This is a genomic window from Cupriavidus sp. KK10, from assembly GCF_018223725.1.
Lineage (GTDB): Bacteria > Pseudomonadota > Gammaproteobacteria > Burkholderiales > Burkholderiaceae > Cupriavidus > Cupriavidus necator.
This window is the reverse complement of sequence record NZ_CP073677.1, coordinates 6,297,605-6,323,434: the sequence shown is the minus strand read 5'-3', so window position 1 is coordinate 6,323,434 and position 25,830 is coordinate 6,297,605. Positions and strand designations below refer to the sequence as shown.

The following is a 25,830-nucleotide window of genomic DNA, read 5'->3' as shown; positions in this document are numbered from 1 at the left end:
GAACAAAAAGCCCGCCTGGCGCAAGCCGGCGGGCTTTTTGTCGTCCTGGCGCCAGTGTGCTGATGGAGCGCTCAGTCGGCCAGCGTGCGCTCCATCAGCATCGCGCTGGCGCCGTAGCTGGCCAGCTGGGCCGCATGGGCGGCGGCCGTGTGCGCCGCCACCGGGGCGTACCCGAGCCTGCGCCACCACGGCGCGGCCGACTGCACCGCGATCAGCCGCGAATGCCGCAGCCCCGCCGCGCGCGCGGCCGCCAGTGCCGCCGCGTACAGGCGCGGCGCCAGGCCGGCGCCGCGTCCGGCGGGCGCAACCGCCATGTCGTGCACGAACCAGGTGAGGGCATCCGGCCCGGCGCCATGACGCCAGCCATCGTCGAGCACGCCGTCCAGCGGCGGCAGGGTGGCTTCGGGCCAGGCGTGGGTAAAGAGGTAGGCGGCGAGCGCGCCGGGATGCCCGGGATCGTCCGCGACCCAGCAGGTGGCGGGGGACAGCGCCAGCCGGCTTGCCAGCGCTGCCTGGCTCTCCAGCAGGACTTCGGTATAGCAGCTGGCTTGCACCGCCAGCACGGCCGGCAGGTCGGTGGTGACCATGGGCCGCAGGGTGTAAATCGTCATCGGCCGATTATAGCCGGCGAGGTCCGTGCGCCCTGGCCGCCATGGCGCGTTTGGCAAGGCCTGGCGGGGCCTTCAGGGTTCTCCCGGCTATGGTTTACGTGTCTGTGGTGGCCTGGGTAATGTCCTTACAATTTTCAAAAACAACTAACGGAAAACTGCCTCGCAAATCCTTTTTCCCCAGAACCAGCTTGCCGCCTCCTCAGGAGACCGGCCGGAGGAAATTGATGCCCGAAGTGCGCAAGTTGTCGCGGCTTTGGCGAGGTAAAGCAAAGTTGGCGCCGCGCCCCCCAATGGGCCCAGTCCGGCGCTGGCTCCAGCCTTTCCTGTGCCTGTATGCCCTGGGGTGTGCCACGCTGGCGCTGGCGGTGCCAGCCATGCCGGCGCATGCCGGGACCCAGCAGCTCGCCCGCAGCATGTCGTTCCCCGACCGCCCGATGCGTCTGATCGTGCCGTTCCCGGCCGGCGGCGTTGCCGATGCGGTGGCGCGCATGCTGGCCGAGCGTCTTTCCGCCCGGCTGGGCGTGCCGGTGGAGGTCGACAACCGGCCCGGCGCCGCCGGCACCATTGCCGGCGACGTGGTCGCCAAGGCCAGCTCCGATGGCCACACCCTGTTGTTGCACCAGGCCAATATGCTGATCCAGCCCGGACTGGAGCCGGTGCCGTACGACGTCGTGCGCGATTTCACGCCGGTGGCGCGCGTGGCCACCACGCCGCTGTTCCTGGTGATCGATGCCAGGCTGCCCATGCGCACGCCCGAGCAATGGATGACCGCGGTGAAGTCGAATCCCGGCTCCTACAGCTATGGCTACGGCCAATCGGGCAGCCCCTCCCACCTGTACGCCGAGTACGCCGTGCGCGGCATCCGCAGCGGCGTGCCGCTGGTCACCGCCAAGGGCGAAGCCGCCGTGGTCCAGGAAATGCTGGCCGGCCGCATCAGTGCCTGTTTCTGTTCGTTTGCCGCGGTCCAGGGCCAGGTCAGGAGCGGCGGGTTGCGCCTGGTCGGGGTGACGGGCGTGGCCCGCTCGCCGCTGGCGCCGCTGGTGCCGACCCTGCAGGAATCGGGGCTGGAAGGCTATGCCGCGGCCGCCTGGTTTGGCGTGATGGCGCCAGCCAAGACGCCGCGCGCGATCGTCGCCAGGCTGGCGGTCGAGCTCGACGCCGTCATGTCCGAGCGCGAGGTGCGTTCGCGCCTGCAGGCAGCGGGGGTCACGCCGCTGCGCGACTCGCCGGAGGCGTTCGCCACCGCGATCCGCTCGGAATCGATCCAATGGCAGGTGATCCTGAAGGACGTTGCGCCGACACAGGAGCCTTGAGCAGCAAAGGGGTGGACCGGTTTGGGAGGCTAGGGCAAGTCTGAGAGAGGGGGCATGTGGCGCGGGGCACACGGGCGCCAGCAGGGCTAGGTAGTACACCTTATAATGCGCGCCTGTCCTGACCGGTGCCCACGTGACCGATTCTGCTCAAAACCTCGTCGAACTGACTGCGGTGGACTTCGCCTATGCGGACCACGGCAAGCCGATCCTGTCCGGCCTGACCATGCATTTCCCGCGCGGCAAGGTGATTGCGGTGATGGGCGGCTCGGGTTGTGGCAAAACGACGGTGCTGCGGCTGATCGGCGGCCAGATCCGCCCGCAGGCGGGCACGGTCAGCTTTGCCGGCACCGATATCCACACGCTGGATACCCGCGGCCTTTACGCGGTGCGCCGCCAGATGGGCATGCTGTTCCAGTTCGGCGCGCTGTTTACCGACCTGTCGGTGTTCGACAATGTGGCGTTCCCGCTGCGCGAGCACACCGACCTGCCCGACTCGATGATCCGCGACCTGGTGCTGATGAAGCTCAACGCGGTCGGCCTGCGCGGCGCGCGCAACCTGCTGCCGTCGCAGATCTCGGGCGGCATGGCGCGGCGCGTGGCGCTGGCTCGCGCGATCGCGCTGGATCCGGCGCTGCTGATGTATGACGAGCCCTTCGCCGGGCTGGACCCGATCTCGCTCGGGCTGACCGCGCGGCTGATCCGCAGCCTGAACGACGCGCTGGGCGCCACCACGATCATCGTCTCGCACGACGTGCACGAGACCTTCCAGATCGCCGACTACGTCTATTTCATTGCCGACGGCCGCATCGTCGCGCAGGGCGAGCCTGAGGCGCTGCGCGCCTCCACCGACCCGTTCGTGCACCAGTTCGTCCATGCCGAGGCCGACGGACCGGTGCCGTTCCACTACGCCGGACCTTCGCTGGCCGAGGATTTCGCCGGAGGTGCGCGGTGACGGACTTCTTTACCACCATCGGCGCGGCCGTGCGCCGCAGCCTGTCGGGGCTGGGCCATGCCACGCGCATGTTCCTGACGCTGCTGGGCCTGTCCCCGGCGCTGCTGCGCCGCTTCCGGCTGGTGACCGACCAGGTCTTCTTTGTCGGCAACCTGTCGCTGGTGATCATCGCGGTGTCGGGCCTGTTCGTGGGCTTCGTGCTTGGCCTGCAGGGCTACTACACGCTGAACCGCTACGGGTCCGAGCAGGCACTCGGGCTGCTGGTGGCGTTGTCGCTGGTGCGCGAACTGGGCCCGGTGGTGACCGCGCTGCTGTTCGCCGGCCGCGCCGGCACCTCGCTGACTGCCGAGATCGGCCTGATGAAGGCGGGCGAGCAGCTGACGGCCATGGAAATGATGGCGGTGAACCCGCTGCAGCGCGTGATCGCGCCGCGCTTCTGGGCCGGCGTGATCGCCATGCCGGTGCTGGCGGCGATCTTCAGCGCGGTCGGCATCCTGGGCGGCTACGTGGTGGGCGTGCAGTTGATTGGCGTTGACGCCGGCGCCTTCTGGTCGCAGATGCAGGGCGGTGTCGATGTGCGCGCCGACGTGCTCAATGGCGTGATCAAGAGCTTTATCTTTGGCATTGCCGTGACGTTTATTGCCCTGTACCAGGGCTTCGAGGCCAAGCCCACGCCGGAAGGCGTCGCGCGCGCGACCACCCGTACCGTGGTGATTGCGTCGCTGGCCGTGCTGGGGCTGGATTTCCTGCTGACCGCGCTGATGTTCAGCAAATGACGCGGCCGTACCAACGACAAGACAGCGACAAGAACACTACGGGGTTGAAGAAAGAGATTCCAATGAAAAAGAATGCACTCGATTTCTGGGTGGGGCTATTCGTCGCGGCGGGCTTTGTCGCCGTGCTGTTCCTGGCCCTCAAGGCGGGGAACATGAGCGCCTTTTCCTTCCAGGACACCTATAGCGTGCAGGCGCGCTTTGATAATATCGGCGGGCTCAAGCCGCGCGCGCCGGTCAAGAGCGCGGGCGTGGTGGTCGGCCGCGTGGCGGCGATCCGCTTCGACGACAAGACCTACCAGGCCACCGTCGAGATGAGCCTGGAGAAGCGCTACCAGTTTCCCAAGGACACCTCGGCCAAGATCCTGACATCCGGACTGCTCGGCGAGCAGTACATCGGCCTGGAAGCCGGCGGCGACACCGCCATGCTGGCCGAAGGCGGACGCATCATCATGACGCAGTCGGCGGTGGTGCTGGAAAACCTGATCGGCCAGTTCCTGTACAACAAGGCGGCAGATGCCGGCGGCGGTGTGTCCGCCGGTGCCAGCGCACCGGCGCCGGCAGGGGACCTCAAATGAGCGTTGCCCCATCCTTCTGCAAGGGCCTGGCCGCGGTGGCTGCCGCGGCCGTGCTTGCCGGTTGCGCCACGGGCCCCACCGCCAATCCGAAAGATCCGCTGGAGCCGTTCAATCGCGAAGTCGCGAAGATCAACGAGGACTTCGACAAGGGCATCCTGCGCCCGGTGGCCCAGGTCTATGCCGACTACATGCCCACGCCGGTGCAGCGCGCGGTGGAGAACTTCTTCTCCAATGTGAGCGATGTCTACTCGGCGGCGAACAACCTGCTGCAGGGCAAGCCCGCCCGCGCCGCAGAGGACACCATGCGCGTGGCCATGAACACCGTGCTGGGGATCGGCGGCCTGATCGACATCGCCACCCCGGCCGGCCTGCCCAAGTACAAGGAAGACTTCGGCCAGACGCTGGGCGTGTGGGGCGTGCCGCCCGGGCCGTACCTGGTGCTGCCGCTGTTCGGGCCCAGCACGGTGCGTGACACCGGCGGCATGCTGGTGGACCGCAGTTTCGATCCATCGGCCTATTTCTATCCGGTATCGCTGCGCAACTCGCTGACCGGCGTGCGCATCGTCGCCGGCCGGGCGCAGCTGCTGGGCGCGAGCAACCTGCTGGAGCAGGCGGCGCTGGACAAGTACTCGTTCATGCGCGATTCCTACCTGCAGCGGCGCCAGTACCTGGTCTACGACGGCAACCCGCCGGAAGGCGACGAGGATGCAGACAGCGCCCCGGAGGCGCCGGCGGCGCGCCCTGAAGCCCCTGGCGGGGCCGAAGGTGAAAAGCCTGCCACGCCCGCTACGCCCGCTACGCCCGCTACGCCCGCTACGCCCGCTACGCCCGCTACGCCCGCTACGCCCGCTACGCCCGCTACGCCCGCTACGCCCGCTACGCCCGCTACGCCGGCGCAGCCTGCAGCACCGGCACCGGCACCGGCACCGGCACCCGCCGCGCCGCCGGCCGACGCCTCGGCCCCGGCCGCCACCCCGGCGCAGCCTGCGCAGACGCCCCCGGGCGACCTGCAGCCTGAGAGCCAGAGCCTGCCGATACCGCCCATGGATCCGATGCAGCGGATCGTGCCGGGTGTTCGTATCCGCTGACTCTGCGTGGCGCGGGCGGCTCCAGGGCCCGCGCCAGGCTGTGAATGCCCTGTGAGGGCTGAAACAATTTGTTTATAAGTAGCGGAAAAGGCGCTTGTGGGGGCAACCACCGCTCCGCGCTTATGTTCCAATCACCGCAAGGCCGCGCGCCAGCCAATGGCGCCCGGCCAGTTCGCCTTCGGCGAAAAATGTCTTTGATAAAGAAGGAAAATCCATGATAAAGCGACTGTTGGTCCCCTTCCTTACGGTAGTTGCCTTCGCAGGCACGGCGCACGCCCAAGTGGCGACCCAGGACGCAGCGACCCCGGACGGGCTGGTCAAGGCCGTGGTCAGTGACGTGATGACGACCGTCAAGGCCGACAAGGACATGCAGGCCGGCAATATCGCCAAGATCACCGCGCTGGTCGAGCAGAAGATCATCCCCAACGCCAACTTCCAGAAGACCACGCAGATCGCCATGGGCCGCAACTGGTCCAAGGCCACGCCCGAGCAGCAGAAGCAGATCACCGAGGAGTTCAAGACCCTGCTGATCCGCACCTATGCCGGCGCCATCGCCCAGATCCGCGACCAGACCGTGCAGTACCGCCCGTACCGCGGCACGGCTGACGATACTGATGCCACCATCCGCACCCAGGTCGTCAACAAGGGCGAGCCGATTCAGATGGACTACCGCCTGGAAAAGACCGCCCAGGGCTGGAAGGTCTATGACATCAACGTGCTGGGCGCCTGGCTGACCGAAGCCTACAAGGGCAGCTTCAACACCATCGTCGGCCAGCAGGGCGTCGAGGGCGTGATCAAGACGCTGCAGGACCGCAACCGCCAGCTGGCCAGCGCCAAGAGCTGAGGCGCGCGTGCCCAACGGTGCGCCGCTGCAATGCAGCACGGCACGCCGATCTGCTCTACAATGGCCGTTCGCGGCACAGACTCCCGCCCGATGTGCGGGAGTCGTCGTTTTTGCCACCGTATTCAAGCTACCGATCCCCAGGCCACGCATCCATGCTCTCGCTAGGCACCTCGCTGACCAACCAGAACGCCGCCGCCGTGCTGCGTGACGGGCTGGCACGCGTGGCGCAGGGCGAGGTGCAGGTCGACTGCACCGGCCTGGCGCAGGTGGATTCCTCTGCGGTCGCCGTGCTGCTGGCATGGAACCGCGCCGCCGCCGCGCGCAGCCAGGCGCTGTCGCTGCGCGGCGTGCCGCCGCAGCTGTCGCAACTGGCCAGCCTGTACGGCGTGGACGGCCTGCTGGGCCTGGCCCCCGCGGCCGCGCCGCAAGGGCACCACCACCGACATTGATCCGGCATCGCCGGTCGCCAGCACGGCGGCCGCCCGCGATGCCGCGGCGACGGCCCTGCGCGGTCGCCGAGCCCCTGGGGGCAGATCAAGCGGGACCCTCCCCGCATCCCCTATAATTCCGGGTTGTTCGCCCATCCCCCCGCCTGTTACCGGTTCATGCCACGCCGGGCCAGGAAGTCCGGGCACGCAGTTGCTCCCCAATTCCCGGCGGCAGGCCCCGAAAAAGCCGGACCCGCCACAAACAATCGGCCATGAAAGCCATTGAAATCCACGACGTTCGCAAGCGCTACCGCAACCTGCAGGCGCTCAAGGGCGTCAGCTTCACCGTCGAACGCGGCGAATTCTTCGGCCTGCTCGGGCCCAACGGCGCCGGCAAGACCACGCTGATCTCGATCCTCGCCGGCCTGAACCGCGCCGATTCCGGCCGCGTCAGTGTGCTTGGTCACGATGTCGTCGCCGACTACCGGATGGCCCGGCGTATGCTGGGCGTGGTGCCGCAGGAGCTGGTGTTCGATCCGTTCTTCACGGTGCGCGAGACGCTGCGGCTGCAGTCGGGCTACTTTGGCCTGACCCGCAACGATGACTGGATCGACGAGATCATGGCCAACCTGGACCTGACCGGGAAAGCCGACGCCAATATGCGCCAGCTCTCGGGCGGCATGAAGCGGCGCGTGCTGGTGGCGCAGGCGCTGGTGCACCGCCCGCCGGTTATCGTGCTGGACGAGCCCACCGCCGGTGTGGACGTGGAACTGCGCCAGACGCTGTGGAAGTTCATCTCGCGCCTGAACCGGGAAGGGCACACCATCATCCTGACCACGCACTATTTGGAAGAGGCCGAGGCCCTGTGCGACCGCATCGCCATGCTCAAGTTCGGCGAAGTGGTGACGCTGGACCGCACCAGCAACCTGCTGACGCAGTTTGCCGGGCTACAGCTGGTGCTGACCTTTGCGCGCGGCGTCCTGCCGCCGGCGCTGGAGCCGCTGCGCATGCCGGCCAACCCCGGCGAGCGCGCGGTGCGCCTGCGGTTGTCGGGCTACCAGGCGGTTGAACCGATCCTGGCCGCCTGCCGCGAAGCGGACTGTGACATCGAAAACATGGAAATCAACAAGGCCGACCTCGAGGACGTATTTGTGCAGATCATGCGCCGCGAGGGGCATATGCCCGGTGCGTTGCCCGATCCGGCGATGGAGGCCGTGGCATGAAGCAGCCTGGCGATATCGAGGTCCTGGACGACACCGGCCTTGGGCCGATGGCCGTGGGCGGCCTGGTGGGTTTCCGCACCCTGCTGTACAAGGAAGTGCTGCGTTTCTGGAAGGTCAGCTTCCAGACCGTGGCCGCGCCGGTGCTGACCGCGGTGCTGTACCTGCTGATCTTCGGCCATGTGCTGGAAGACCGGGTCAAGGTCTATGACCAGATCAGCTACACCGCCTTCCTGGTGCCCGGCCTGGTGATGATGAGCGTGCTGCAGAACGCGTTTGCCAACAGCTCGTCATCGCTGATCCAGTCCAAGATCACCGGCAACCTGGTGTTCGTGCTGCTGCCGCCCTTGTCGCACTGGGAGATGTTCGGCGCCTATGTGGTGGCCTCGGTGATCCGCGGGCTGACCGTGGGCCTGGGCGTGCTGCTGGTGACGGCGTGGTTTGCCAACCTGCATTTTGCCTATGTGGCCTGGATCCTCGTCTTTGCGCTGCTGGGTGCGGGCATCCTCGGCACGCTGGGCCTGATCGCCGGTATCTGGGCCGAGAAATTCGACCAGCTGGCCGCGTTCCAGAACTTCCTGATCATGCCGGCGACCTTCCTGTCCGGTGTGTTCTATTCGATCCATTCGCTGCCCGCCTTCTGGCAGGCGGTGTCCCATGCCAATCCGTTCTTCTACATGATCGACGGCTTCCGCTATGGCTTCTTCGGCGTCTCGGACGTGTCGCCGCTGTTCAGCCTGGCAGTGGTCGGATCGGCGTTCGTGGTGCTGGCCGCGCTGGCGCTGCGCTTGCTGAAGTCCGGATACAAGCTGCGCCACTGAACTGTGGCCGGCCATACTGAATCACGCTGAAGAGAACCCCATGCTGCCTACACCGGAACAAGTCAGGGATTACATTGCCCAAGGACTGCCCTGCGAACATCTGCAAGTCGAGGGCGATGGCCAGCACTTCTTTGCCACCATCGTCAGCGCCGAATTTGAAGGCAAGCGGCTGATCCAGCGCCACCAGCGCGTCTATGCCGCGCTGGGCGACCGCATGCGTGCCGAGATCCACGCGCTGTCGATGAAGACGCTGACGCCTGCCGAGTGGCAGGCGGGCGAAGGCAAGTAAGCCCCGCCAATATGCGCCGCGCCACCCGCGCGGCCCCAGAACCATGACGCCGGGCGCGTGCCCGGCTCCAGACGACAGAACATGGACAAATTCCAGATCCACGGCAATGGCCCGCTGAAGGGCGAAATCCGCGTGTCGGGCGCCAAGAACGCCGCCCTGCCGATCCTGTGCGCGGGCCTGCTGACGGCGGATACCGTCTCGCTGGACAACGTGCCGAACCTGCAGGACGTGCGCACCACCCTCAAGCTGCTGCGCCAGATGGGCATGCAGGCCGAGTTGGATGGCGCCCGCGTGACCCTGAACGGCGCCGACGTCAACGTGCTCGAGGCCCCGTATGAGCTGGTCAAGACCATGCGCGCCTCGATCCTGGTGCTGGGCCCGCTGGTGGCCCGCTTCGGCGAGGCCCGCGTGTCGCTGCCCGGCGGCTGCGGCATCGGCGCGCGCCCGGTCGACCAGCACATCAAGGGCCTGCAGGCGATGGGCGCCGAGATCAGCATCGAACACGGCTTTATCCATGCCCGCGCCAAGCGCCTGAAGGGCGCGCGCGTGGTCACCGACATGATCACCGTGACCGGCACCGAGAACCTGCTGATGGCTGCCACGCTGGCCGAAGGCGAGACCGTGCTGGAAAATGCCGCGCGCGAGCCCGAGGTGACCGACCTGGCCCACCTGCTGGTCAAGATGGGCGCGAAGATCGAAGGCATCGGCACCGACCGCCTGGTGGTGCAGGGCGTGGAGCGCCTGCATGGCGCCAGCCACAGCGTGATCGCCGACCGCATTGAGGCCGGCACCTTCCTGTGCGCCGCCGCCGCGACGCTGGGCGACCTGGTGCTGCGCGGCGTGCAGCCGGACATCCTCGACACCGTGCTCGACAAGCTGCGCGAAGCCGGCGCAAAGCTCGAGACCGGCGCCGATTGGATCCGCCTGGCGATGCCGCAGCGCGCGAAGGCCGTGAGCTTCCGCACCTCGGAGTACCCGGCCTTCCCGACCGACATGCAGGCCCAGTTCATGGCACTCAATGCCGTGGCCGAAGGCACCGCGCGCGTGACCGAGACCATCTTCGAAAACCGCTTCATGCACGTGCAGGAACTGAACCGCCTGGGCGCGGACATCGCGGTCGAAGGCAATACCGCGGTGGTCAACGGCGTGCCGCGCCTGTCGGGCGCCAACGTGATGGCGACCGACCTGCGCGCCTCGGCCAGCCTGGTGATCGCCGGCCTGGTGGCCGATGGCGAGACCGTGATCGACCGCATCTATCACCTGGACCGCGGCTACGACCGCATGGAAGACAAGCTGTCGGCAGTGGGCGCGAAGATCCGCCGCATTGCCTGAGGAAGTCCGATGAGCCCCACTTTCAACGCATCGCCCAACCAGCTGACGCTGGCGCTGTCCAAGGGCCGCATCTTCACCGAGACGCTGCCGCTCCTGGAAGCCGCCGGCATCCGCGTCACCGAGGACCCCGAGACCTCGCGCAAGCTGATCCTGCCGACCTCCGACCCGGCCGTGCGCGTGGTGATCGTGCGCGCCTCGGACGTGCCGACCTACGTCCAATATGGCGCCGCCGACTTCGGCGTGGCCGGCAAGGACGTGCTGATGGAAAGCGGCATGGCCGGCCTGTACGCGCCGATCGACCTGAACATCGCGCGCTGCCGCATGTCGGTGGCGGTGCCGGCCGGGTTTGACTACGCCAACGCGGTGCGCCAGGGCGCGCGCCTGGCCGTGGCTACCAAGTACGTGCAGACGGCGCGCGAGCATTTTGCGAAAAAGGGCGTTCACGTCGACCTGATCAAGCTGTACGGTTCGATGGAGCTGGGTCCGCTGGTGGGCCTGTCCGATGCCATCGTCGACCTGGTCAGCACTGGCAGCACGCTGCGCGCCAACAACCTGGTCGAAGTCGAAGAGATCGTGCAGATCTCGTCGCGGCTGGTGGTGAACCAGGCCGCGCTCAAACTCAAGCGCGAGCGGCTTGCGCCGATTCTCGACGCATTCGAACGAGCTTCGGCGGCGCTGGCGTAAGGCCACACCAGGCCCGCGCCGACTGAGAGGAAAGTAGTCATGAACGCAACCGAAATGGAAAACCTGCCGATCCGCCGGCTCGATTCCAGCAAGCCTGGCTTTGCCGAGGCGCTGGGCCAGGTGCTGGCCTTCGAGGCTGGCGAGGACGAGGCCATCGATCGCGCCGCGGCGCAGATCCTGGCCGACGTGAAGGCGCGCGGGGATGCCGCGGTGCTGGAATACACCAAGCGCTTCGACCGCGTGGAAGCGTCGTCGATGGGCGCGCTGGAGGTGTCGCAGCAGCAGCTGGAAGCCGCGCTCGAAGACCTCGAGCCCAAGCGCCGCGCCGCGCTGGAGGCTGCCGCCGCGCGCGTGCGCGCCTACCACGAGAAGCAGAAGATCGAATGCGGCAGCCACAGCTGGGAATACACCGAGGCCGACGGCACCATGCTCGGCCAGAAGGTGACGCCGCTGGACCGCGTCGGCATCTACGTGCCGGGCGGCAAGGCCGCGTATCCGTCGTCGGTGCTGATGAACGCGATCCCGGCGCGCGTGGCGGGCGTGAAGGAAATCATCATGGTCGTGCCCACGCCGGGTGGCGTGCGCAATGAGCTGGTGCTGGCCGCCGCGCAGATCGCCGGCGTAGACCGCGTGTTTACCATCGGCGGCGCCCAGGCGATTGGCGCGCTGGCCTACGGCACGGCGACGCTGCCGCAGGTCGACAAGATCGTCGGCCCCGGCAACGCCTATGTGGCCGCGGCCAAGCGGCGCGTGTTCGGCACCGTCGGTATCGACATGATTGCCGGCCCGTCCGAGATCCTGGTGATCTGCGACGGCACCACCGACCCCGACTGGGTGGCGATGGACCTGTTCTCGCAGGCCGAGCACGACGAGCTGGCGCAGTCGATCCTGCTGTGCCCGGACGCTGGCTATATCGCCCGCGTCGAAGCCAGCATCCAGCGCCAGCTCGGCACCATGCCGCGGCGCGAGGTGATTGCCGCGTCGATCTCCGGCCGTGGCGCGCTGATCAAGGTGCGCGACATGGAAGAGGCCTGCGAGATCGCCAATGCGATCGCGCCCGAGCACCTGGAGATCTCCGCCGAGAACCCGCGCCAGTGGAGCGAGAAGATCCGCCACGCCGGCGCCATCTTCCTGGGCCCCTATACCAGCGAGTCGCTGGGCGATTACTGCGCGGGCCCGAACCACGTGCTGCCGACCTCGCGCACCGCGCGCTTCTCTTCGCCGCTGGGCGTCTATGACTTCCAGAAGCGTTCGAGCCTGATCGAAGTGAGCGAGGGCGGGGCGCAGATGCTCGGCCAGATCGCCGCCGAACTCGCGTACGGCGAAGGCCTGCAGGCCCACGCCCGCAGCGCGGAATATCGTTTCAACAAACGCAGTTGATCTACTGACCCACGCTGCCTGATAACGCAGCCAACTTTGGAGTTCCCATGTCAGCCGTAGAGCCCTCCCTGATCGAACGCATCATCCGTGACGACGTACGCGCCATGGGCGCCTACCACGTGCCGGATTCGCACGGTCTGGTCAAGCTTGACGCGATGGAGAACCCGTACCGGCTGCCGCCCGATCTGCGCCGCGAACTGGCCGAGCGCCTGGGCGAGGTTGCGCTGAACCGCTACCCGGTGCCCAGCAGCGAAGCGCTGCGCGCGAAGCTGAAGACCGTGATGCAGGTGCCCGCCGGCATGGATGTGTTGCTCGGCAATGGCTCGGACGAGATCATCAGCATGCTGGCGCTGGCCGCGGCCAATCCCGGCGCCAAGGTGATGGCGCCGGTGCCGGGCTTCGTCATGTACGCGATGTCGGCGCAGTTCGCCGGCCTGCAGTTCGTCGGCGTGCCGCTGCGCGCGGACTTCACGCTCGACCGCGCCGCCATGCTGGCGGCGATGGCCGAGCACCAGCCCGCCATCATTTACCTGGCCTACCCGAACAACCCGACCGGCAACCTGTTCGATGCCGCCGACATGGAGGCCATCGTCCGCGCCGCCCAGGGCGAGGTCTGCAACAGCCTGGTGGTGGTCGACGAGGCCTACCAGCCGTTCGCGCAGCACAGCTGGATGCCGCGCCTGACGGAATTCGGCAACCTGCTGGTGATGCGAACCGTATCCAAGCTGGGCCTGGCCGGCATCCGGCTGGGCTACCTGGCCGGCGCGCCGGAATGGCTGTCGCAGCTCGACAAGGTGCGCCCGCCCTACAACGTCAATGTGCTGACCGAAGCGACAGCGCTGTTCGCGCTGGAGCATGTGTCGGTGCTGGACGAACAGGCCGCGCAGCTGCGCGCCGAACGCACCCGCGTGGCCGACGGCATGGCCGCGCACGCGGGGGTGACGGTGTTCCCCAGCGCCGCCAACTTCCTGCTGGCGCGCGTGCCGGATGCTGCACAGACGTTCGACCGGCTGCTGGCCCGCAAGGTATTGATCAAGAACGTGAGTAAAATGCACCCGTTGCTGGCCAATTGTCTGCGCGTCACGGTCAGCACCCCCGAAGAAAACGCGCAGTTCCTTGAGGCATTCGCAGCGTCGCTGCAGGATTAACACCATGCGTGTTGCAGAGGTCACCCGCAATACTTCGGAAACGCAAATTCGCGTTTCCCTGAATCTCGACGGCAGCGGCCGCCAGAAACTGGCGTCCGGCGTGCCGTTCCTTGACCACATGCTGGACCAGATCGCCCGGCATGGCATGTTCGACCTGGAGGTCGAAGCCACCGGCGACACGCATATCGACGACCACCACACGGTGGAAGACGTGGGCATCACGCTCGGCCAGGCCGTGGCAAAAGCCATCGGCGACAAGAAGGGCATCACCCGCTACGGCCACAGCTATGTGCCGCTGGACGAATGCCTGTCGCGCGTGGTGATCGATTTCTCCGGCCGCCCCGGCCTGGAATTCCACGTGCCGTTCACGCGTGCGCGCGTGGGCAGCTTCGATGTGGACCTGACCATCGAGTTCTTCCGCGGCTTCGTCAACCATGCGGGCGTGACCCTGCATATCGACAACCTGCGCGGCATCAATGCCCACCATCAGTGCGAGACCGTGTTCAAGGCCTTTGGCCGGGCACTGCGCATGGCGGTGGAGCTGGACCCGCGCGCGGCGAACACGATCCCGTCGACCAAGGGTACGCTCTGACCTTTCCACCACGGTAGGCGTGCCGGCTGGTTGCGGCGCCCGCTGACCTTCCAAGCCTGAACCTGGCCAGCGATGCTGGCGACCCGCAACCGATGGATACGCTCAAGTCGTTTATTTCGCTGCTGGCGCTGATCAACCCGATCGGGGCGATCCCGTTCTTCATCAGCCTGACCAGCCTGCAGACGGAAGCGGAAAAGCTGCGTACCATCAAGATCGCATCGGTTTCGGTGGCGATCGTGGTGGCGGTGTCGGCCTTGCTGGGGCAGCAGATCATCGAGTTCTTCAATATCTCGGTGGCGTCGCTGCAGGTGGGTGGCGGGCTCATCATGATCATGATGGCCATGAACATGCTGAACGCGCAGACCAGCCGCACCAAGGCCACGCCGGAAGAAGAGGACGAGGCCGAGGTAAAGTCCAGCATCGCGGTGGTGCCGCTGGCGCTGCCGCTGCTGACCGGGCCGGGCTCGATCAGCACGGTGATCGTCTATGCCGGCAAGACCCAGCACTGGTACCAGTTGCTGATCCTGGTCGGCCTGGGCGTGGTGATCGGTGCGGTGGTGTACCTGGTGTTTCGCGCGGCCGACCCGATTGCCCGGGTCATCGGCCGCACCGGCATCAATATCGGCACGCGCCTGATGGGGCTGATCCTGTCGGCGCTGGCCGTGGAATTCATTGTGGACGGGCTGAAGACATTGTTGCCTGTTTTGAAATCATGACTACCATAGCAATTGTGGATTACGGCATGGGCAACCTGCGCTCGGTGGCGCAGGCGCTGCGTGCCGCGGCGCCGGAAGCGGACGTGCGCGTGGTGAATGCCCCCGAAGGCATCCGCTCGGCCGACCGCGTGGTGCTGCCCGGCCAGGGCGCGATGCCCGACTGCATGTCGGCGCTGGGCGCGTCCGGGCTGCAGGAGGCGGTGGTGCAGGCCGCCGCCAGCAAGCCGATGCTGGGCGTGTGCGTGGGCGAGCAGATGCTGTTCCAGTTCAGCACCGAAAGCCGGGCCGGCGTGGACCGTACGCCGGCGCTGGGCCTGATGCCCGGCCAGGTGGTGCGCTTTGCGCTGGACGGCATGACGCAGCCCGACGGCTCGCGCTACAAGGTGCCGCAGATGGGTTGGAACCGGGTTCGCCAGGCCAGGCCGCACCCGCTGTGGGACGGTATCCCGGACGACAGCTGGTTCTATTTCGTCCACAGTTACTATGTGCAGGCGAAGGACCCGGCCCATGTTGCCGGTGAAACGGAATACGGAGTCGTATTTACCAGCGCGGTAGCGCGCGATAATATTTTCGCGACGCAGTTCCACCCCGAGAAGAGCGCGGCCCTGGGCCTGCAGCTGTACCGGAACTTCGTCCACTGGAATCCCTGACCCGATTCGTTTTTTTACCGATCATCGACCGCTAACTCGACCCGTCACCCGACCTGTTTCCGATCGACTATCGACCCGACCTGACCGGCAGCGCCGGTCTCGCTCAATCTCTATCACTCAACCACGCTCGTCACGCATATGTTGCTCATTCCGGCCATCGACCTGAAGGACGGTCAGTGTGTACGCCTCAAACAAGGCGACATGGACCAGGCCACCGTCTTTTCCGAAGATCCCGCCGCCATGGCACGGCACTGGGTGGAGCAGGGCGCCCGCCGCCTGCACCTGGTGGACCTGAACGGCGCGTTCGTGGGCAAGCCCCGCAACGAGGAGGCCATCAAGGCCATCATCGCCGAGGTCGGCGACGAGATCCCGGTGCAGCTGGGGGGCGGCATCCGCGACCTGAACACCATCGAACGCTGGCTGGATGACGGCCTGTCGTACGTCATCATCGGCACGGCCGCGGTGAAAAACCCCGGTTTCCTGAAGGACGCCTGCTCGGCCTTCGGCGGCCATATCATCGTCGGCCTGGATGCCAGGGACGGCAAGGTGGCGACCGACGGCTGGAGCAAGCTGACCGGCCACGAGGTGGCGGACCTGGCACGCAAGTATGAAGACTACGGCGTCGAGGCCATCATCTACACGGATATTGGCCGCGACGGCATGCTGCAGGGGATCAATATCGATGCCACCGTCAAGCTGGCGCAATCGATGTCGATTCCGGTGATCGCCAGCGGCGGGCTGTCCAACCTGGCCGACATCAACAACCTCTGCGCCGTCGAGGGCGAAGGTGTCGAAGGCGTCATTTGCGGCCGAGCGATCTACTCCGGGGATCTCAACTTTGCCGCCGCGCAGGCACTGGCGGACAAGCTGCGCGACGGGCAATAAGGCAACGCGCCGCGGGCGCAGCCGCCGCCAGGCCGGAACTGGCGGCGGACAAGGAATCTCATGCTAGCCAAACGTATCATCCCCTGCCTGGACGTGACCAACGGGCGGGTGGTCAAGGGCGTCAACTTTGTCGAGCTGCGCGACGCGGGCGATCCCGTGGAAATCGCGCGCCGCTATGATGAGCAGGGCGCCGATGAAATCACATTCCTGGACATCACCGCGACCAGCGACGGGCGTGACCTGATGCTGCACATCATCGAGGATGTGGCGTCGCAGGTCTTTATCCCGCTGACGGTGGGCGGCGGCGTGCGCACGGTCGAAGACGTGCGGCGCCTGCTCAATGCCGGCGCGGACAAGATCAGCGTCAACTCGTCAGCCATCGCCAATCCGCAGCTGGTGTCGGACGCGACCGCAAAGTACGGCTCGCAGTGCATCGTGGTGGCGATCGACGCCAAGCGCAGTTCCGCCCCGGGCGAAGCGCCGCGCTGGGAAGTCTTCACCCACGGCGGGCGCAAGGCCACCGGCCTGGATGCGGTCGAATGGGCGCGAGAGATGGCCGCGCGCGGCGCCGGCGAGATCCTGCTGACCAGCATGGACCGCGATGGCACCAAGAGTGGTTTCGACCTGGAACTGACCCGCGCCGTCAGCGACGCCGTGCCGGTGCCGGTGATCGCCTCGGGCGGCGTCGGCGGCCTGCAGGACCTGGCCGACGGCATCACCCAGGGCCGCGCCGACGCGGTGCTGGCCGCCAGCATCTTCCATTACGGCCAACACACCGTAGGCGAAGCCAAGGCATTCATGGCCCGCGAGGGCATTCCCGTGCGGATCTGATCATGGCAAAGAAGTGGCTCAACAAGGTCAAATGGGACGATAACGGCCTGGTGCCGGTGATCGTGCAGGAAGTCGGCTCGAATGACGTGCTGATGTTCGCCTTCATGAACCGCGACGCGCTCCAGCGCACCGTGGAGCTGGGCGAGGCCGTATTCTGGTCGCGCTCGCGCAAGCGCCTGTGGCACAAGGGCGAAGAGTCCGGCCACGTGCAGAAAGTGCATGAGATCCGCCTGGACTGCGATGAAGACGTGGTGCTGCTGAAGGTGACCCAGATCGACAATATCGCCTGCCATACCGGGCGCCATTCCTGCTTCTTCCAGAAGTTCGAGGGCGATGTGGAAGCCGGCGACTGGCACACGGTCGAGCCGGTGCTGAAGGACCCTGCCCAGATCTACACCAAGCCATGAGCGACACCCAACTCAGCAGCAATGATGTCCTGGCGCGCCTGGCCGAAGTGCTGGAATCGCGCAAGCCCGCCAACGGCGGCGACCCTGACAAGTCCTACGTGGCGCGCCTGTTCAGCAAGGGCGACGATGCCATCCTGAAGAAGATCGGCGAGGAAGCCACCGAGACCGTGATGGCCGCCAAGGACGCGCGCGCCGCCGGGCAGAGCGGTGCCGAGGCCGGCAAGGTGGTCTATGAAGTGGCCGACCTGTGGTTCCACAGCATGGTATTGCTGGCCAACTTCGGTCTGACCCCGGCGGATGTGGTCAACGAGCTCGCGCGGCGCGAGGGGCTGTCTGGCCTCGAGGAAAAGGCCCGGCGCAAGGACTAGCTGGCGCAGGCGCCGGCCGGTCTTCCGCCTGCCCGCAAGGCAGGTTTCCAACCAAGGGCAATGATGGCGAACGACTACACCGGGCAAGTCACCACTCCAAGCGGCGAACAGTTGAGCAGCCTGCGCAAGCTGCTGCACATCCTGTATGCCCTGTATGCGATCTTCTGGCTGACCGGCGGCATCACCGCGCTGATCGCCATCGTGATCGACTACGTCAAGCGCGACGACGCGCGCGGTTCGCTCTATGCCTCGCACTTCGCCTGGCAGATCCGCTCGTTCTGGTGGTCGGTGGTGTGGGGCGTGCTGGGCGGGGTGCTGTTTGCGACAGTCGTGCTGATACCGCTGGCCTTTGCGGTCTGGGGCGTGCTGTCGCTGTGGATGCTGTATCGTATTGTCAAGGGCTGGCTGTACCTGAATGACAGCAAGCCGATGTACCCGGATCAGCAGTTCTGATGCCGGGCAGGCCGGGCGCGCGAAGGTGACAGCGGGTGCCGCGGCCGTCGCAATGAAATCTTCATGAACGCTCAGGATAATTGCATCTTCTGCAAGATCGTGGCCGGCCAGCTACCGTCGCGCAAGGTCTATGAAGACGACGACATGGTGGCCTTCCACGATATCCATCCCAAGGCCCCGGTACACTTTCTGGTCATTCCCAGGTTGCATGTCGACTCGCTGGCCGATTGCGGCGCCGGCGAAGGGGCGGTGCTTGCTAGAATGATGCTGAAGGTGCCTGAACTGGCGCGCGCGGCAGGCTGTGCCAACGGTTTCCGGACGGTGATCAATACCGGCCCGGACGGTGGGCAAGAGGTCTACCACCTGCACCTGCATGTGCTGGGTGGGCCGCGCCACGCGTGGAAGGCACCGCTGCCCTGACCGGGCAGCCTTGGCATGGGAGCGCCCGCGGCGGAAACGCCCCGGGCAGAAGCTGCGCCGGCAACCGTCGCCCGGCGCGGCCATAACGGGACGGAACAACGGGTCCGGGCATATCTGATTGCGCCCGCGGCTTCATCAGGAGCAAGAAATGGGTTCGTTTAGCATTTGGCACTGGCTGATCGTGCTGGTGATCGTCATGCTCGTGTTCGGCACCAAGAAACTGCGCAATATCGGCCAGGACCTGGGCGGCGCGGTTAAGGGCTTCAAGGATGGCATGAAGGAAGGCGAAGGCAAGGCGGCCGCCGATCCTGCCCAGTCTAAGGAACTGCGCGACTCCACCACCATCGACGTCGAAGCCAAGGAAAAGACCCGCCAGCAGTAATCCGGCGGTGTGCCATCCCTTCTACGCAAACCTCGCTGCCCGCGTGTCGTCTCGCGCCTGCGCTTTTCCGCATATTGTCCGCATGATGTGTCCGCATGATTGATCTCGGCATTTCCAAGCTGGCGCTGATCGGCGCCGTGGCACTGATCGTGATCGGTCCCGAACGGCTGCCCAAGGTTGCGCGCACGGTGGGCGCGCTGGTCGGCCGGGCGCAGCGCTACATCAACGACGTCAAGGCCGAGGTCAGCCGCGAGGTTGAACTGGAAGAACTGCGCAAGATGCGCACGGAATTCGAGGACGCCGCGCGCGATGTCGAGCGCACCATCCACAAGGAAGTCAGCGAGCAGACCCAGGCGCTGAACGAAGCCCTGGGTGGTGCCGAGGGAACCAGCGGCGGCAGCGCCGACGCCAGTGGCGGCTTTGTGCCAAGCTGGGATGCGGCCCACAAGGCGCACAACGGGCGCAAGAGCTGGCGCGTCAAGCAGGGCGCCCGCCCACTCTGGTTCAAGCGCCAGCACAATGTCCGCGTCTGGGTGCAGTCAGGCGCGGCGCGCGTCAAGCGCCACCGGCCGGTCACCCGGCCATCCCGATCCTTCTTCGAGTGAGCATGCGCCGCGGCAACACCTTGCCGGCCGTCGTTCCGGCCGCTGCCGTCGTGGCCGCAGTCCTGGTCGCACTCGCGCGCCGCCGCGTTGCGGCCCCATCGATCCACCTTGCCAGCCCCCGCGGCTGAGCGGTTCACGCCATGAGCGACACCCGGTCCCCAGATCCCCAAGACCCGCAAGACGAGTCGCAGCAGGAAACCTTTATTTCCCACCTGGTCGAGCTGCGCCAACGCCTGGTCAAGGCGGTGGCCGGCATCATCCTGGTCTTCGTCAGCCTGGTCTACTGGGCGCCGCTCATCTTCAACCTGTTTGCCGCGCCGCTGATGGAGTCGCTGCCCAAGGGCGGCAAGATGATCGTGACCGATGTCACCGGCTCGTTCTTCGTGCCGATGAAAGTCACCTTGCTGGTGGCCTTCCTGATCGCATTGCCGTGGGTGCTGTACCAGATCTGGCAGTTTGTCGCGCCCGGCCTGTACCAGCATGAGAAGCGCCTGATCCTGCCGCTGGTATCGAGCAGCTATTTCCTGTTCCTGTGCGGCGTGGCGTTCGCGTATTTCCTGGTGTTCCCCACGGTGTTCCATTTCATGGCGCACTACAACGCCCCGCTGGGGGCGGAGATGTCGACCGACATCGACAAGTACCTCAGCTTTGCCATGACCACCTTCCTGGCCTTCGGCATTACCTTCGAAGTGCCGGTGGTGGTGATCGTGCTGGTGCGCTTTGGCGTGGTGGAACTGGAAAAGCTCAAGCAGATCCGCCCCTATGTGATCGTGGGGGCGTTCATCATCGCGGCCATCGTGACCCCGCCCGATGTGCTGTCGCAGCTGCTGCTGGCCGTGCCGCTGGTGGCGCTTTATGAACTGGGACTACTGCTGGCGCGCTTTGTGGGCCGCCCGGCACCTGAAGCCACCGCTTCAGGGGAAACGCAGCCGGACTAATTCGGCTGAGGTAGGAGATCTTGTCGGCCTGCCATCCCTGTTTTGCACCAAAACGGGGATTTTTCTACCCATTCCTGTTGCTCCCCGACAACAAAAACCGCCAGTGGGCATGGTTTACGCCGAAAAAGCCTTCTGACGGCCGGGGGGGCTGGCACATAATACGCAACAGACGTGAACGTTAATGCGTCGCCCAAGTACTTGGGCAACCAAGATTTCCCAATCAGTTGACAAGGAAAGTGTCGATATGAAGATGAAACTGTTTGCTGCTGCCGTCGCCGCTCTGGCCGCTGGTGGCGCCTATGCCCAATCGAGCGTAACCCTGTACGGCGTGGTCGATGCCGGTATCGAATACCAGCAAAACCAACCGAATGGCCACGACGTGGTTCGCATGACCTCGGGTAACCTGTCGGGCAGCCGTTGGGGCCTGCGTGGCGTGGAAGACCTGGGCGGCGGCCTGAAGGGCGTCTTCGTGCTGGAAAGCGGTTTCAACCTGGACGACGGCAAGTCGGGTAACGACAACCGCCTGTTCGGCCGCCAAGCCTACGTCGGTCTGGCTAGCCAATATGGCCAGCTGAGCCTGGGTCGTCACCAGACCCCGTTCTATGACTTCGGTCTGCAGTTCGACCCGATGGCCATTTCGAACAAGTACTCGATCACCGCTCAGGACGCCGCTTTCGCCAGCCGTGCTGACAACTCGGTCAAGTACATTGGCACGTTCGGTGGCCTGACCGCCAGCGCCCTGTACAGCGCTGGTGCAAACACCGGCGCCGGCGCCCTGGGCGAAGTCCCGGGTTCGGCCAAGCTCGGCCGTGAATTCGGCGCGAACCTGACCTACGCTGCTGGTCCGTTCGCGGTCGGTGCTGCCTATGACGAAGTCAACCTGGCTTCGGCAAACGCCGTGGGCACGGTCGTGAACCCGGACGCTACGATCCGCCGCGCTTCGGTGGCTGGCTCGTACGGCTTCGGCCCGGCTAAGGTCTACGCTGGCTACCGTTGGGCAAAGGGTGTGGATCTGGGCGCGCTGCCGTTCCAGGGCCAGAACATCCAGGCTATCACCGGTGCCAAGGCATCGTCGAACCTGTACTGGCTGGGCGTTGGCTACCAAGTGACCCCGGCTCTGTCGCTGACCGGCGCTGCTTACTACCAAGACTTCCGCGGCCAGAAGGGCGATCCGTGGAGCTTCGTGGCTTCGGCTGACTACGCTTTCTCGAAGCGTACCGATGCCTACCTGAGCCTGGGTTACGTTCTGAACAAGAACAACTCCAACCTGGGCCTGGACGGCTTCGGCAAGGTTAGCACCAACGCCAGCGGCGAAGGTGACAACCAGTTCGGCGCCGTGGTTGGTCTGCGCCACAAGTTCTAATCTGACGCGAGCGTAAGCTCGCTTAGGATTGGCTTGAACCAAGAGGCCGGCATCCGTAAGGATGCCGGCCTCTTGTCTTGTGGGGCTGCCAAGAGCAGGCACAGGCCGGGTTGTGCATGTTGCCGTGCTTCGCGTGTCATGTTGCGCATCGGCAGCCGGGCAGGGAGGGGGAGCGGGTGGCTCGCGGCGCGCAGGGAATTCTGCTTCGTCTTGCTGACGATCGGGAAGGCGTTGCCGGCGCGGATTGCGGCCCGCCAGCACGTGGACAGGATTCGAGGGGCTGCCCTGCCTACGACCCTCACGGGCATTGATGTGGGCCGCCATGCCATCGAGGCGCGGTGTCTGCCGCTCAGGTCCATTGTTTCCCGTCGCATCACCGTGACGCGGCGGGCTGCCTGGCCACCGGGCACAAAAAACCCCGCCAAGGCGGCGGGGTTCTTTCTTCAGGCCCGTGTCGTGCCGAGCCTCACTCTTCCTCTTCAAACGGCAGTGCGCGGCGCGGCGGCGGAGGCCGTTTGCCGATCGTCACCGTCAGGTCCGTTGCCTTGCCGCGGCGGATCACGGTCATCTTGATGTCCACGCCTGGCTTGAGCTGGGCAATCGCATTGAGCAGCGCGGTCGTGTCCGTGATCGACAAGCCATCCACCTTGGTCAGCACATCGCCGGGCTTCACGCCTGCCTTGTCGGCCGGCCCGCCCTGGACCACTGCGGCGATCAGTGCGCCTTCCTTGGCATCGAGGCCGAACGATTCGGCGATCTCGGGCGTCATGTCCTGCGGCTCGACCCCGATCCAGCCGCGCGTCACGCTGCCGGTGGAGATGATCGATTCCATCACCTGCTTGGCGGTCGACACGGGAATGGCAAAGCCGATCCCCAGCGAGCCGCCCGAACGCGAGTAGATCGCCGTATTGATGCCCAGCAGGTTGCCCTGCGCATCCACCAGCGCGCCACCCGAGTTGCCCGGGTTGATGGCCGCATCGGTCTGGATGAAGTTCTCGAAGGTATTGATGCCCAGGTGGCTGCGGCCCAGCGCCGAGACAATGCCCATCGTCACCGTCTGGCCGACGCCGAACGGGTTGCCGATGGCCAGCACCACGTCGCCGACCTTCACGTTCTCAAGCCGGCCCAGCGTGATCGCGGGCAGGTCCTTGAGCGTCACCTTGAGCACGGCCAGGTCGGTTTCCGGGTCGGAGCCCACCACCTTGGCGTTGGCCTTGCGGCCGTCGGTCAGCGCGATCTCGATTTCATCGGCGCCGTCGACTACGTGGTGGTTGGTTAGAATGTAACCCTCGGCGCTGACAATGACGCCAGACCCCAGGCTGGAGACCGGCTCCTGCCGCTCAGGCAGGCGGTCGCCAAAGAAGAAGCGGAACCACGGATCCTCGGCCTGCGGGTTGGGCGAGCGCTTGTTGCCGTTCTTGCTGGTAAAGATATTGACCACCGCCGGCATGGCCACCTGGGCGGCTTCGCTGTAAGACCCTTCGGCCGCAGGACCGGACACGTTGGGCACGACTTCCTTGAGCGCCACGATGGGCGAACCGGACTGGACCGCGACGCGCCCCCTCTGCAGCCAATCAGGCTTGAGCGTTGCCACGACGAACCAGACCGCCAGCACGACGGTGACAGCCTGGGCAAAGAACAGCCAAAAGCGCCGCAACATATTGGAGTTTTGAGCAGAAAATGAAAACAAAAGAGCTTGAATTGTACTTGAACGACCTGTTGGAAGTTTCCCGCTACAAGGACTATTGTCCCAACGGGCTGCAAGTGCAAGGTCGCTCGGAAGTCACACACGTCGTGACGGGAGTGACGGCAAGCCTGGCATTGGTCGATGCCGCGATCGAAGCGGGGGCCGACGCCATCCTCGTCCATCACGGCTACTTCTGGAAAAACGAAGATGCGCGCGTGGTCGGGCAGAAGCACGCGCGTCTGAAGCGCCTGCTGGGCGCGGACGTCAACTTGTTCGCCTTCCACCTGCCCCTGGACAACCACCCTGAGTTCGGCAACAACGCCCAGCTCGGCCTGCAGCTCGGCTTTACGCCGACCGGCCGCTTCAGCGACGACCAGCTCGGCTGGACCGGCACGCTGCCCGCGCCGATGCCGCTCTCTGCGCTGGCCGCGCACGTTGGTGGCGTGCTGGGGCGCGAGCCGCTGGCCATCGGCGAGCCGGACCAGATGATCCGCACCGTCGGCTGGTGCACGGGCGGGGCGCAAGGTTATTTCGATGCCGCGGTGGCCGCGGGTGTCGATGCCTATCTGAGCGGCGAAGTCTCGGAGCAGACCACGCACCTGGCGCGCGAAAGCGGCGTGGCGTATCTTGCCGCCGGTCATCACGCCACCGAGCGCTACGGCATCCGCTCGCTTGGCGAGCATGTGGCCGAACGCTTTGGCCTGCGCCACACGTTTATCGATATTCCTAATCCCGTCTGATCTGACGCAAAACAAAACGGCCCCATCGGGGCCGTTTTATCTTCCGGGTTCGGCGCGCATATGGCGCACCAATCAGCGGGTCTTCAGGCTGTCGCGGATTTCACGAAGCAACACGACTTCCTCAGGCGGTGCGGCGGGCGCTGCTTCCGGTTCCGCGGCGCGCATCCTGTTAAAGGCACGCACCATCAGGAAGATGATGAAGGCCAGGATCAGGAAGTTGACAACGATGGTCAGGAAATTGCCGTAGGCAAAGACGGGCACGCCGGCCTTCTTCAGGGCATCGAGCGTAGTGGGTGTTCCCGGTGGGGGATCCGCCAGCACGATGAACATACTGGAGAAGTCCAGCTTGCCGATCACGCGGCCCACCAACGGCATGATCAGGTCGTTGACCACTGAATCCACGATCTTGCCGAATGCCGCGCCGATGATCACACCGACCGCAAGGTCGATCACGTTACCGCGTACGGCGAAGGTTCTGAATTCCGAGATCATGCCCATGGGGGGTTCTCCTTCTTGTCACTAGCGATGAACGGTTTCAAGCTCGAAGCCTGCCGCATCACTCACCGGAAAGCAAGCACCGAAGCCGCTTTCCGGGTTGCACGTCCGATAATCGCGCATGGCCGTGGCATTTTCTGCCTATCTAGTGCGCTGGTGTCTAAGGTACACTTTATGGTTGACGCAAAATCTAAATTGACTTCCCCTGGGGTTTGGAATGAGTGACCAGCAAGACGTGAAGAGCGTGGATAAAGGTCGCCGCAATTGGTTGATCGCGACATCCGTCGCTGGCGGCGTCGGAGGCGTAGCGGTAGCGGTTCCTTTCGTCAGTACTTTTGCACCATCGGAGAAGGCCAAAGCCGCGGGTGCTCCAGTCGAGGCGGATATTGGCGCGCTGAAGCCAGGCGAGATGATGACTGTCGAATGGCGCGGCAAGCCGGTCTGGATCATGCGGCGCACGGACGAACAACTGGCGTCGCTGAAGAAGACGGACGGCGAGGTAGCCGATCCCAATTCCGACGTGCCATTCACCATGAAAACGCCTGAGTACTGCAAGAACGAAACCCGTTCGCGCGCAGACCACAAGGACGTCCTGGTCGTGGTGGGTATCTGTTCCCACCTGGGCTGCTCGCCTTCGGGCCCCTTCGGCCCCGGTGCCAATTCTCAGCTCGGCACTGATCCCGGTTTCCTTTGCCCCTGCCACGGGTCGACCTTCGACCTCGCCGGGCGCGTCTTCAAGAACAAGCCGGCTCCGCAGAATCTCGATGTTCCCCCCTACCAGTTCCTGACCGACAGCAAGATCGTGATCGGCAAGGACGAGAAAGGAGAAGCCTGATC

The 25,830-nt window shown here is 65.6% G+C and carries 32 protein-coding genes; 29 read left to right on the top strand and 3 right to left on the bottom strand.

The annotated features are described in order from the left end of the window. Positions 1 to 71: 71 nt before the first annotated feature. Positions 72 to 611: a GNAT family N-acetyltransferase gene (locus tag KB879_RS29460; RefSeq protein ID WP_211980369.1), complete on the bottom strand. Its 540-nt coding sequence runs from the start codon at positions 609 to 611 to the stop codon at positions 72 to 74. Positions 612 to 901: 290 nt separating this feature from the next. Here KB879_RS29460 and KB879_RS29455 point away from each other — a divergent pair, with 290 nt between their 5' ends. From KB879_RS29455 to KB879_RS29325, 27 genes are all read left to right on the top strand, one after another. Beyond that, on the top strand, positions 902 to 1,924 hold the full coding sequence (locus tag KB879_RS29455) for a Bug family tripartite tricarboxylate transporter substrate binding protein (RefSeq protein WP_371827379.1): 1,023 nt from the start codon (positions 902 to 904) through the stop codon (positions 1,922 to 1,924). Positions 1,925 to 2,057: 133 nt separating this feature from the next. Beyond that, complete coding sequence (locus KB879_RS29450; protein ID WP_211980368.1) at positions 2,058 to 2,876, top strand: ABC transporter ATP-binding protein; 819 nt, start codon at positions 2,058 to 2,060, stop codon at positions 2,874 to 2,876. Continuing rightward, positions 2,873 to 3,652 carry a lipid asymmetry maintenance ABC transporter permease subunit MlaE gene (gene mlaE / locus KB879_RS29445; RefSeq protein WP_211980367.1) on the top strand — a complete coding sequence of 260 codons (780 nt, stop codon included), beginning with the start codon at positions 2,873 to 2,875 and terminating at the stop codon, positions 3,650 to 3,652. The genes KB879_RS29450 and mlaE overlap by 4 nt, the downstream gene beginning before the upstream one ends. Before the next feature lie 62 nt (positions 3,653 to 3,714). After that, complete coding sequence (mlaD, locus tag KB879_RS29440) at positions 3,715 to 4,227, top strand: outer membrane lipid asymmetry maintenance protein MlaD (RefSeq protein WP_211980366.1); 513 nt, start codon at positions 3,715 to 3,717, stop codon at positions 4,225 to 4,227. Then, on the top strand, positions 4,224 to 5,315 hold the full coding sequence (locus KB879_RS29435; RefSeq protein WP_211980365.1) for a VacJ family lipoprotein: 1,092 nt from the start codon (positions 4,224 to 4,226) through the stop codon (positions 5,313 to 5,315). The genes mlaD and KB879_RS29435 overlap by 4 nt, the downstream gene beginning before the upstream one ends. A 214-nt stretch (positions 5,316 to 5,529) precedes the next feature. After that, complete coding sequence (locus KB879_RS29430) at positions 5,530 to 6,159, top strand: phospholipid-binding protein MlaC (protein WP_013958209.1); 630 nt, start codon at positions 5,530 to 5,532, stop codon at positions 6,157 to 6,159. A 152-nt stretch (positions 6,160 to 6,311) separates the two neighbouring features. Next, a complete protein-coding gene (locus KB879_RS29425; protein WP_114132218.1) occupies positions 6,312 to 6,608 on the top strand; it encodes a lipid asymmetry maintenance protein MlaB in 297 nt (98 codons plus the stop codon). A 251-nt stretch (positions 6,609 to 6,859) separates the two neighbouring features. Then, the gene (locus tag KB879_RS29420; RefSeq protein WP_153955121.1) at positions 6,860 to 7,810 is read left to right on the top strand and encodes an ABC transporter ATP-binding protein; all 951 of its coding nucleotides are present in this window, start codon (positions 6,860 to 6,862) and stop codon (positions 7,808 to 7,810) included. Next, a complete protein-coding gene (locus KB879_RS29415; RefSeq protein WP_371827378.1) occupies positions 7,807 to 8,628 on the top strand; it encodes an ABC transporter permease in 822 nt (273 codons plus the stop codon). The genes KB879_RS29420 and KB879_RS29415 overlap by 4 nt, the downstream gene beginning before the upstream one ends. Before the next feature lie 40 nt (positions 8,629 to 8,668). Further along, complete coding sequence (locus tag KB879_RS29410; RefSeq protein ID WP_010812335.1) at positions 8,669 to 8,917, top strand: BolA family protein; 249 nt, start codon at positions 8,669 to 8,671, stop codon at positions 8,915 to 8,917. An 81-nt stretch (positions 8,918 to 8,998) separates the two neighbouring features. Beyond that, complete coding sequence (gene murA, locus KB879_RS29405; RefSeq protein WP_013958206.1) at positions 8,999 to 10,249, top strand: UDP-N-acetylglucosamine 1-carboxyvinyltransferase; 1,251 nt, start codon at positions 8,999 to 9,001, stop codon at positions 10,247 to 10,249. Positions 10,250 to 10,258: 9 nt separating this feature from the next. Then, positions 10,259 to 10,933: an ATP phosphoribosyltransferase gene (gene hisG / locus KB879_RS29400; RefSeq protein WP_010812333.1), complete on the top strand. Its 675-nt coding sequence runs from the start codon at positions 10,259 to 10,261 to the stop codon at positions 10,931 to 10,933. A 39-nt stretch (positions 10,934 to 10,972) separates the two neighbouring features. Further along, on the top strand, positions 10,973 to 12,313 hold the full coding sequence (gene hisD, locus KB879_RS29395; protein ID WP_013958205.1) for a histidinol dehydrogenase: 1,341 nt from the start codon (positions 10,973 to 10,975) through the stop codon (positions 12,311 to 12,313). Between the two features lie 47 nt (positions 12,314 to 12,360). Further along, complete coding sequence (gene hisC / locus KB879_RS29390) at positions 12,361 to 13,461, top strand: histidinol-phosphate transaminase (protein ID WP_211980364.1); 1,101 nt, start codon at positions 12,361 to 12,363, stop codon at positions 13,459 to 13,461. Between the two features lie 4 nt (positions 13,462 to 13,465). Then, positions 13,466 to 14,053: an imidazoleglycerol-phosphate dehydratase HisB gene (gene hisB, locus KB879_RS29385; RefSeq protein WP_013958203.1), complete on the top strand. Its 588-nt coding sequence runs from the start codon at positions 13,466 to 13,468 to the stop codon at positions 14,051 to 14,053. Between the two features lie 92 nt (positions 14,054 to 14,145). After that, a complete protein-coding gene (locus tag KB879_RS29380) occupies positions 14,146 to 14,769 on the top strand; it encodes a YchE family NAAT transporter (RefSeq protein WP_010812329.1) in 624 nt (207 codons plus the stop codon). Next, positions 14,766 to 15,419, top strand: a complete 654-nt coding sequence (gene hisH / locus KB879_RS29375; RefSeq protein WP_211980363.1) for an imidazole glycerol phosphate synthase subunit HisH — start codon at positions 14,766 to 14,768, stop codon at positions 15,417 to 15,419. Before KB879_RS29380 ends, hisH begins: the two co-directional genes overlap by 4 nt. 138 nt (positions 15,420 to 15,557) lie before the next feature. Then, the gene (gene hisA, locus KB879_RS29370; RefSeq protein WP_153955125.1) at positions 15,558 to 16,304 is read left to right on the top strand and encodes a 1-(5-phosphoribosyl)-5-[(5-phosphoribosylamino)methylideneamino]imidazole-4-carboxamide isomerase; all 747 of its coding nucleotides are present in this window, start codon (positions 15,558 to 15,560) and stop codon (positions 16,302 to 16,304) included. 60 nt (positions 16,305 to 16,364) lie between these two features. Next, positions 16,365 to 17,135, top strand: coding sequence for an imidazole glycerol phosphate synthase subunit HisF (gene hisF / locus KB879_RS29365; RefSeq protein WP_013958201.1), 771 nt, complete (start codon positions 16,365 to 16,367; stop codon positions 17,133 to 17,135). A gap of 2 nt (positions 17,136 to 17,137) precedes the next feature. Next, positions 17,138 to 17,542 (top strand): phosphoribosyl-AMP cyclohydrolase, encoded by a 405-nt coding sequence (hisI, locus tag KB879_RS29360; RefSeq protein WP_013958200.1) that lies wholly within the window; start codon positions 17,138 to 17,140, stop codon positions 17,540 to 17,542. Beyond that, a complete protein-coding gene (locus tag KB879_RS29355; RefSeq protein ID WP_013958199.1) occupies positions 17,539 to 17,910 on the top strand; it encodes a phosphoribosyl-ATP diphosphatase in 372 nt (123 codons plus the stop codon). Before hisI ends, KB879_RS29355 begins: the two co-directional genes overlap by 4 nt. A gap of 60 nt (positions 17,911 to 17,970) precedes the next feature. After that, the gene (locus KB879_RS29350; RefSeq protein WP_041228198.1) at positions 17,971 to 18,363 is read left to right on the top strand and encodes a membrane protein; all 393 of its coding nucleotides are present in this window, start codon (positions 17,971 to 17,973) and stop codon (positions 18,361 to 18,363) included. Between the two features lie 63 nt (positions 18,364 to 18,426). Then, positions 18,427 to 18,783 carry a histidine triad nucleotide-binding protein gene (locus tag KB879_RS29345; protein ID WP_013958197.1) on the top strand — a complete coding sequence of 119 codons (357 nt, stop codon included), beginning with the start codon at positions 18,427 to 18,429 and terminating at the stop codon, positions 18,781 to 18,783. Positions 18,784 to 18,931: 148 nt separating this feature from the next. Beyond that, entirely contained in the window at positions 18,932 to 19,165 is a 234-nt protein-coding gene (gene tatA / locus KB879_RS29340; RefSeq protein ID WP_013958196.1) for a Sec-independent protein translocase subunit TatA, read from the top strand. Positions 19,166 to 19,260: 95 nt separating this feature from the next. Continuing rightward, entirely contained in the window at positions 19,261 to 19,770 is a 510-nt protein-coding gene (tatB, locus tag KB879_RS29335; RefSeq protein ID WP_013958195.1) for a Sec-independent protein translocase protein TatB, read from the top strand. A 140-nt stretch (positions 19,771 to 19,910) separates the two neighbouring features. After that, positions 19,911 to 20,708, top strand: a complete 798-nt coding sequence (tatC, locus tag KB879_RS29330) for a twin-arginine translocase subunit TatC (protein ID WP_153955126.1) — start codon at positions 19,911 to 19,913, stop codon at positions 20,706 to 20,708. Positions 20,709 to 20,952: 244 nt separating this feature from the next. Next, positions 20,953 to 22,071: a porin gene (locus KB879_RS29325; RefSeq protein WP_041228196.1), complete on the top strand. Its 1,119-nt coding sequence runs from the start codon at positions 20,953 to 20,955 to the stop codon at positions 22,069 to 22,071. A gap of 466 nt (positions 22,072 to 22,537) precedes the next feature. Here the strand turns inward: KB879_RS29325 and KB879_RS29320 are convergent, their stop codons facing one another. Further along, complete coding sequence (locus KB879_RS29320) at positions 22,538 to 23,731, bottom strand: Do family serine endopeptidase (protein WP_013958191.1); 1,194 nt, start codon at positions 23,729 to 23,731, stop codon at positions 22,538 to 22,540. 20 nt (positions 23,732 to 23,751) lie between these two features. On the opposite strand from KB879_RS29320, the gene KB879_RS29315 reads away from it, so the two are divergent. After that, positions 23,752 to 24,498, top strand: a complete 747-nt coding sequence (locus KB879_RS29315) for a Nif3-like dinuclear metal center hexameric protein (protein ID WP_013958190.1) — start codon at positions 23,752 to 23,754, stop codon at positions 24,496 to 24,498. A gap of 72 nt (positions 24,499 to 24,570) precedes the next feature. Here KB879_RS29315 and mscL read toward each other — a convergent pair whose 3' ends face one another. Next, a complete protein-coding gene (mscL, locus tag KB879_RS29310) occupies positions 24,571 to 24,996 on the bottom strand; it encodes a large conductance mechanosensitive channel protein MscL (RefSeq protein WP_010812315.1) in 426 nt (141 codons plus the stop codon). Between the two features lie 214 nt (positions 24,997 to 25,210). Here mscL and petA point away from each other — a divergent pair, with 214 nt between their 5' ends. Beyond that, the gene (gene petA / locus KB879_RS29305; protein WP_013958189.1) at positions 25,211 to 25,828 is read left to right on the top strand and encodes a ubiquinol-cytochrome c reductase iron-sulfur subunit; all 618 of its coding nucleotides are present in this window, start codon (positions 25,211 to 25,213) and stop codon (positions 25,826 to 25,828) included. Positions 25,829 to 25,830 lie beyond the last annotated feature (2 nt).

Bases quoted from the DNA above. Each gene is read 5' to 3' on its own strand.
- KB879_RS29355 (WP_013958199.1), top strand. From the start codon at position 17,539: ATGAGCGACACCCAACTCAGCAGCAATGATGTCCTGGCGCGCCTGGCC.
- hisD (WP_013958205.1), top strand. From the start codon at position 10,973: ATGAACGCAACCGAAATGGAAAACCTGCCGATCCGCCGGCTCGATTCC.
- KB879_RS29420 (WP_153955121.1), top strand. From the start codon at position 6,860: ATGAAAGCCATTGAAATCCACGACGTTCGCAAGCGCTACCGCAACCTG.
- petA (WP_013958189.1), top strand. From the start codon at position 25,211: ATGAGTGACCAGCAAGACGTGAAGAGCGTGGATAAAGGTCGCCGCAAT.
- mlaD (WP_211980366.1), top strand. From the start codon at position 3,715: ATGAAAAAGAATGCACTCGATTTCTGGGTGGGGCTATTCGTCGCGGCG.
- mscL (WP_010812315.1), bottom strand. From the start codon at position 24,996: ATGGGCATGATCTCGGAATTCAGAACCTTCGCCGTACGCGGTAACGTG.
- murA (WP_013958206.1), top strand. From the start codon at position 8,999: ATGGACAAATTCCAGATCCACGGCAATGGCCCGCTGAAGGGCGAAATC.
- KB879_RS29345 (WP_013958197.1), top strand. From the start codon at position 18,427: ATGAACGCTCAGGATAATTGCATCTTCTGCAAGATCGTGGCCGGCCAG.
- KB879_RS29425 (WP_114132218.1), top strand. From the start codon at position 6,312: ATGCTCTCGCTAGGCACCTCGCTGACCAACCAGAACGCCGCCGCCGTG.
- KB879_RS29350 (WP_041228198.1), top strand. From the start codon at position 17,971: ATGATGGCGAACGACTACACCGGGCAAGTCACCACTCCAAGCGGCGAA.
- hisA (WP_153955125.1), top strand. From the start codon at position 15,558: ATGTTGCTCATTCCGGCCATCGACCTGAAGGACGGTCAGTGTGTACGC.
- hisG (WP_010812333.1), top strand. From the start codon at position 10,259: ATGAGCCCCACTTTCAACGCATCGCCCAACCAGCTGACGCTGGCGCTG.
- KB879_RS29460 (WP_211980369.1), bottom strand. From the start codon at position 611: ATGACGATTTACACCCTGCGGCCCATGGTCACCACCGACCTGCCGGCC.
- hisB (WP_013958203.1), top strand. From the start codon at position 13,466: ATGCGTGTTGCAGAGGTCACCCGCAATACTTCGGAAACGCAAATTCGC.
- tatB (WP_013958195.1), top strand. From the start codon at position 19,261: ATGATTGATCTCGGCATTTCCAAGCTGGCGCTGATCGGCGCCGTGGCA.
- KB879_RS29410 (WP_010812335.1), top strand. From the start codon at position 8,669: ATGCTGCCTACACCGGAACAAGTCAGGGATTACATTGCCCAAGGACTG.
- KB879_RS29435 (WP_211980365.1), top strand. From the start codon at position 4,224: ATGAGCGTTGCCCCATCCTTCTGCAAGGGCCTGGCCGCGGTGGCTGCC.
- KB879_RS29415 (WP_371827378.1), top strand. From the start codon at position 7,807: ATGAAGCAGCCTGGCGATATCGAGGTCCTGGACGACACCGGCCTTGGG.
- tatC (WP_153955126.1), top strand. From the start codon at position 19,911: ATGAGCGACACCCGGTCCCCAGATCCCCAAGACCCGCAAGACGAGTCG.
- KB879_RS29455 (WP_371827379.1), top strand. From the start codon at position 902: ATGGGCCCAGTCCGGCGCTGGCTCCAGCCTTTCCTGTGCCTGTATGCC.
- hisI (WP_013958200.1), top strand. From the start codon at position 17,138: ATGGCAAAGAAGTGGCTCAACAAGGTCAAATGGGACGATAACGGCCTG.
- hisF (WP_013958201.1), top strand. From the start codon at position 16,365: ATGCTAGCCAAACGTATCATCCCCTGCCTGGACGTGACCAACGGGCGG.
- KB879_RS29380 (WP_010812329.1), top strand. From the start codon at position 14,146: ATGGATACGCTCAAGTCGTTTATTTCGCTGCTGGCGCTGATCAACCCG.
- hisC (WP_211980364.1), top strand. From the start codon at position 12,361: ATGTCAGCCGTAGAGCCCTCCCTGATCGAACGCATCATCCGTGACGAC.
- tatA (WP_013958196.1), top strand. From the start codon at position 18,932: ATGGGTTCGTTTAGCATTTGGCACTGGCTGATCGTGCTGGTGATCGTC.
- KB879_RS29315 (WP_013958190.1), top strand. From the start codon at position 23,752: ATGAAAACAAAAGAGCTTGAATTGTACTTGAACGACCTGTTGGAAGTT.
- KB879_RS29320 (WP_013958191.1), bottom strand. From the start codon at position 23,731: ATGTTGCGGCGCTTTTGGCTGTTCTTTGCCCAGGCTGTCACCGTCGTG.
- KB879_RS29430 (WP_013958209.1), top strand. From the start codon at position 5,530: ATGATAAAGCGACTGTTGGTCCCCTTCCTTACGGTAGTTGCCTTCGCA.
- KB879_RS29325 (WP_041228196.1), top strand. From the start codon at position 20,953: ATGAAGATGAAACTGTTTGCTGCTGCCGTCGCCGCTCTGGCCGCTGGT.
- hisH (WP_211980363.1), top strand. From the start codon at position 14,766: ATGACTACCATAGCAATTGTGGATTACGGCATGGGCAACCTGCGCTCG.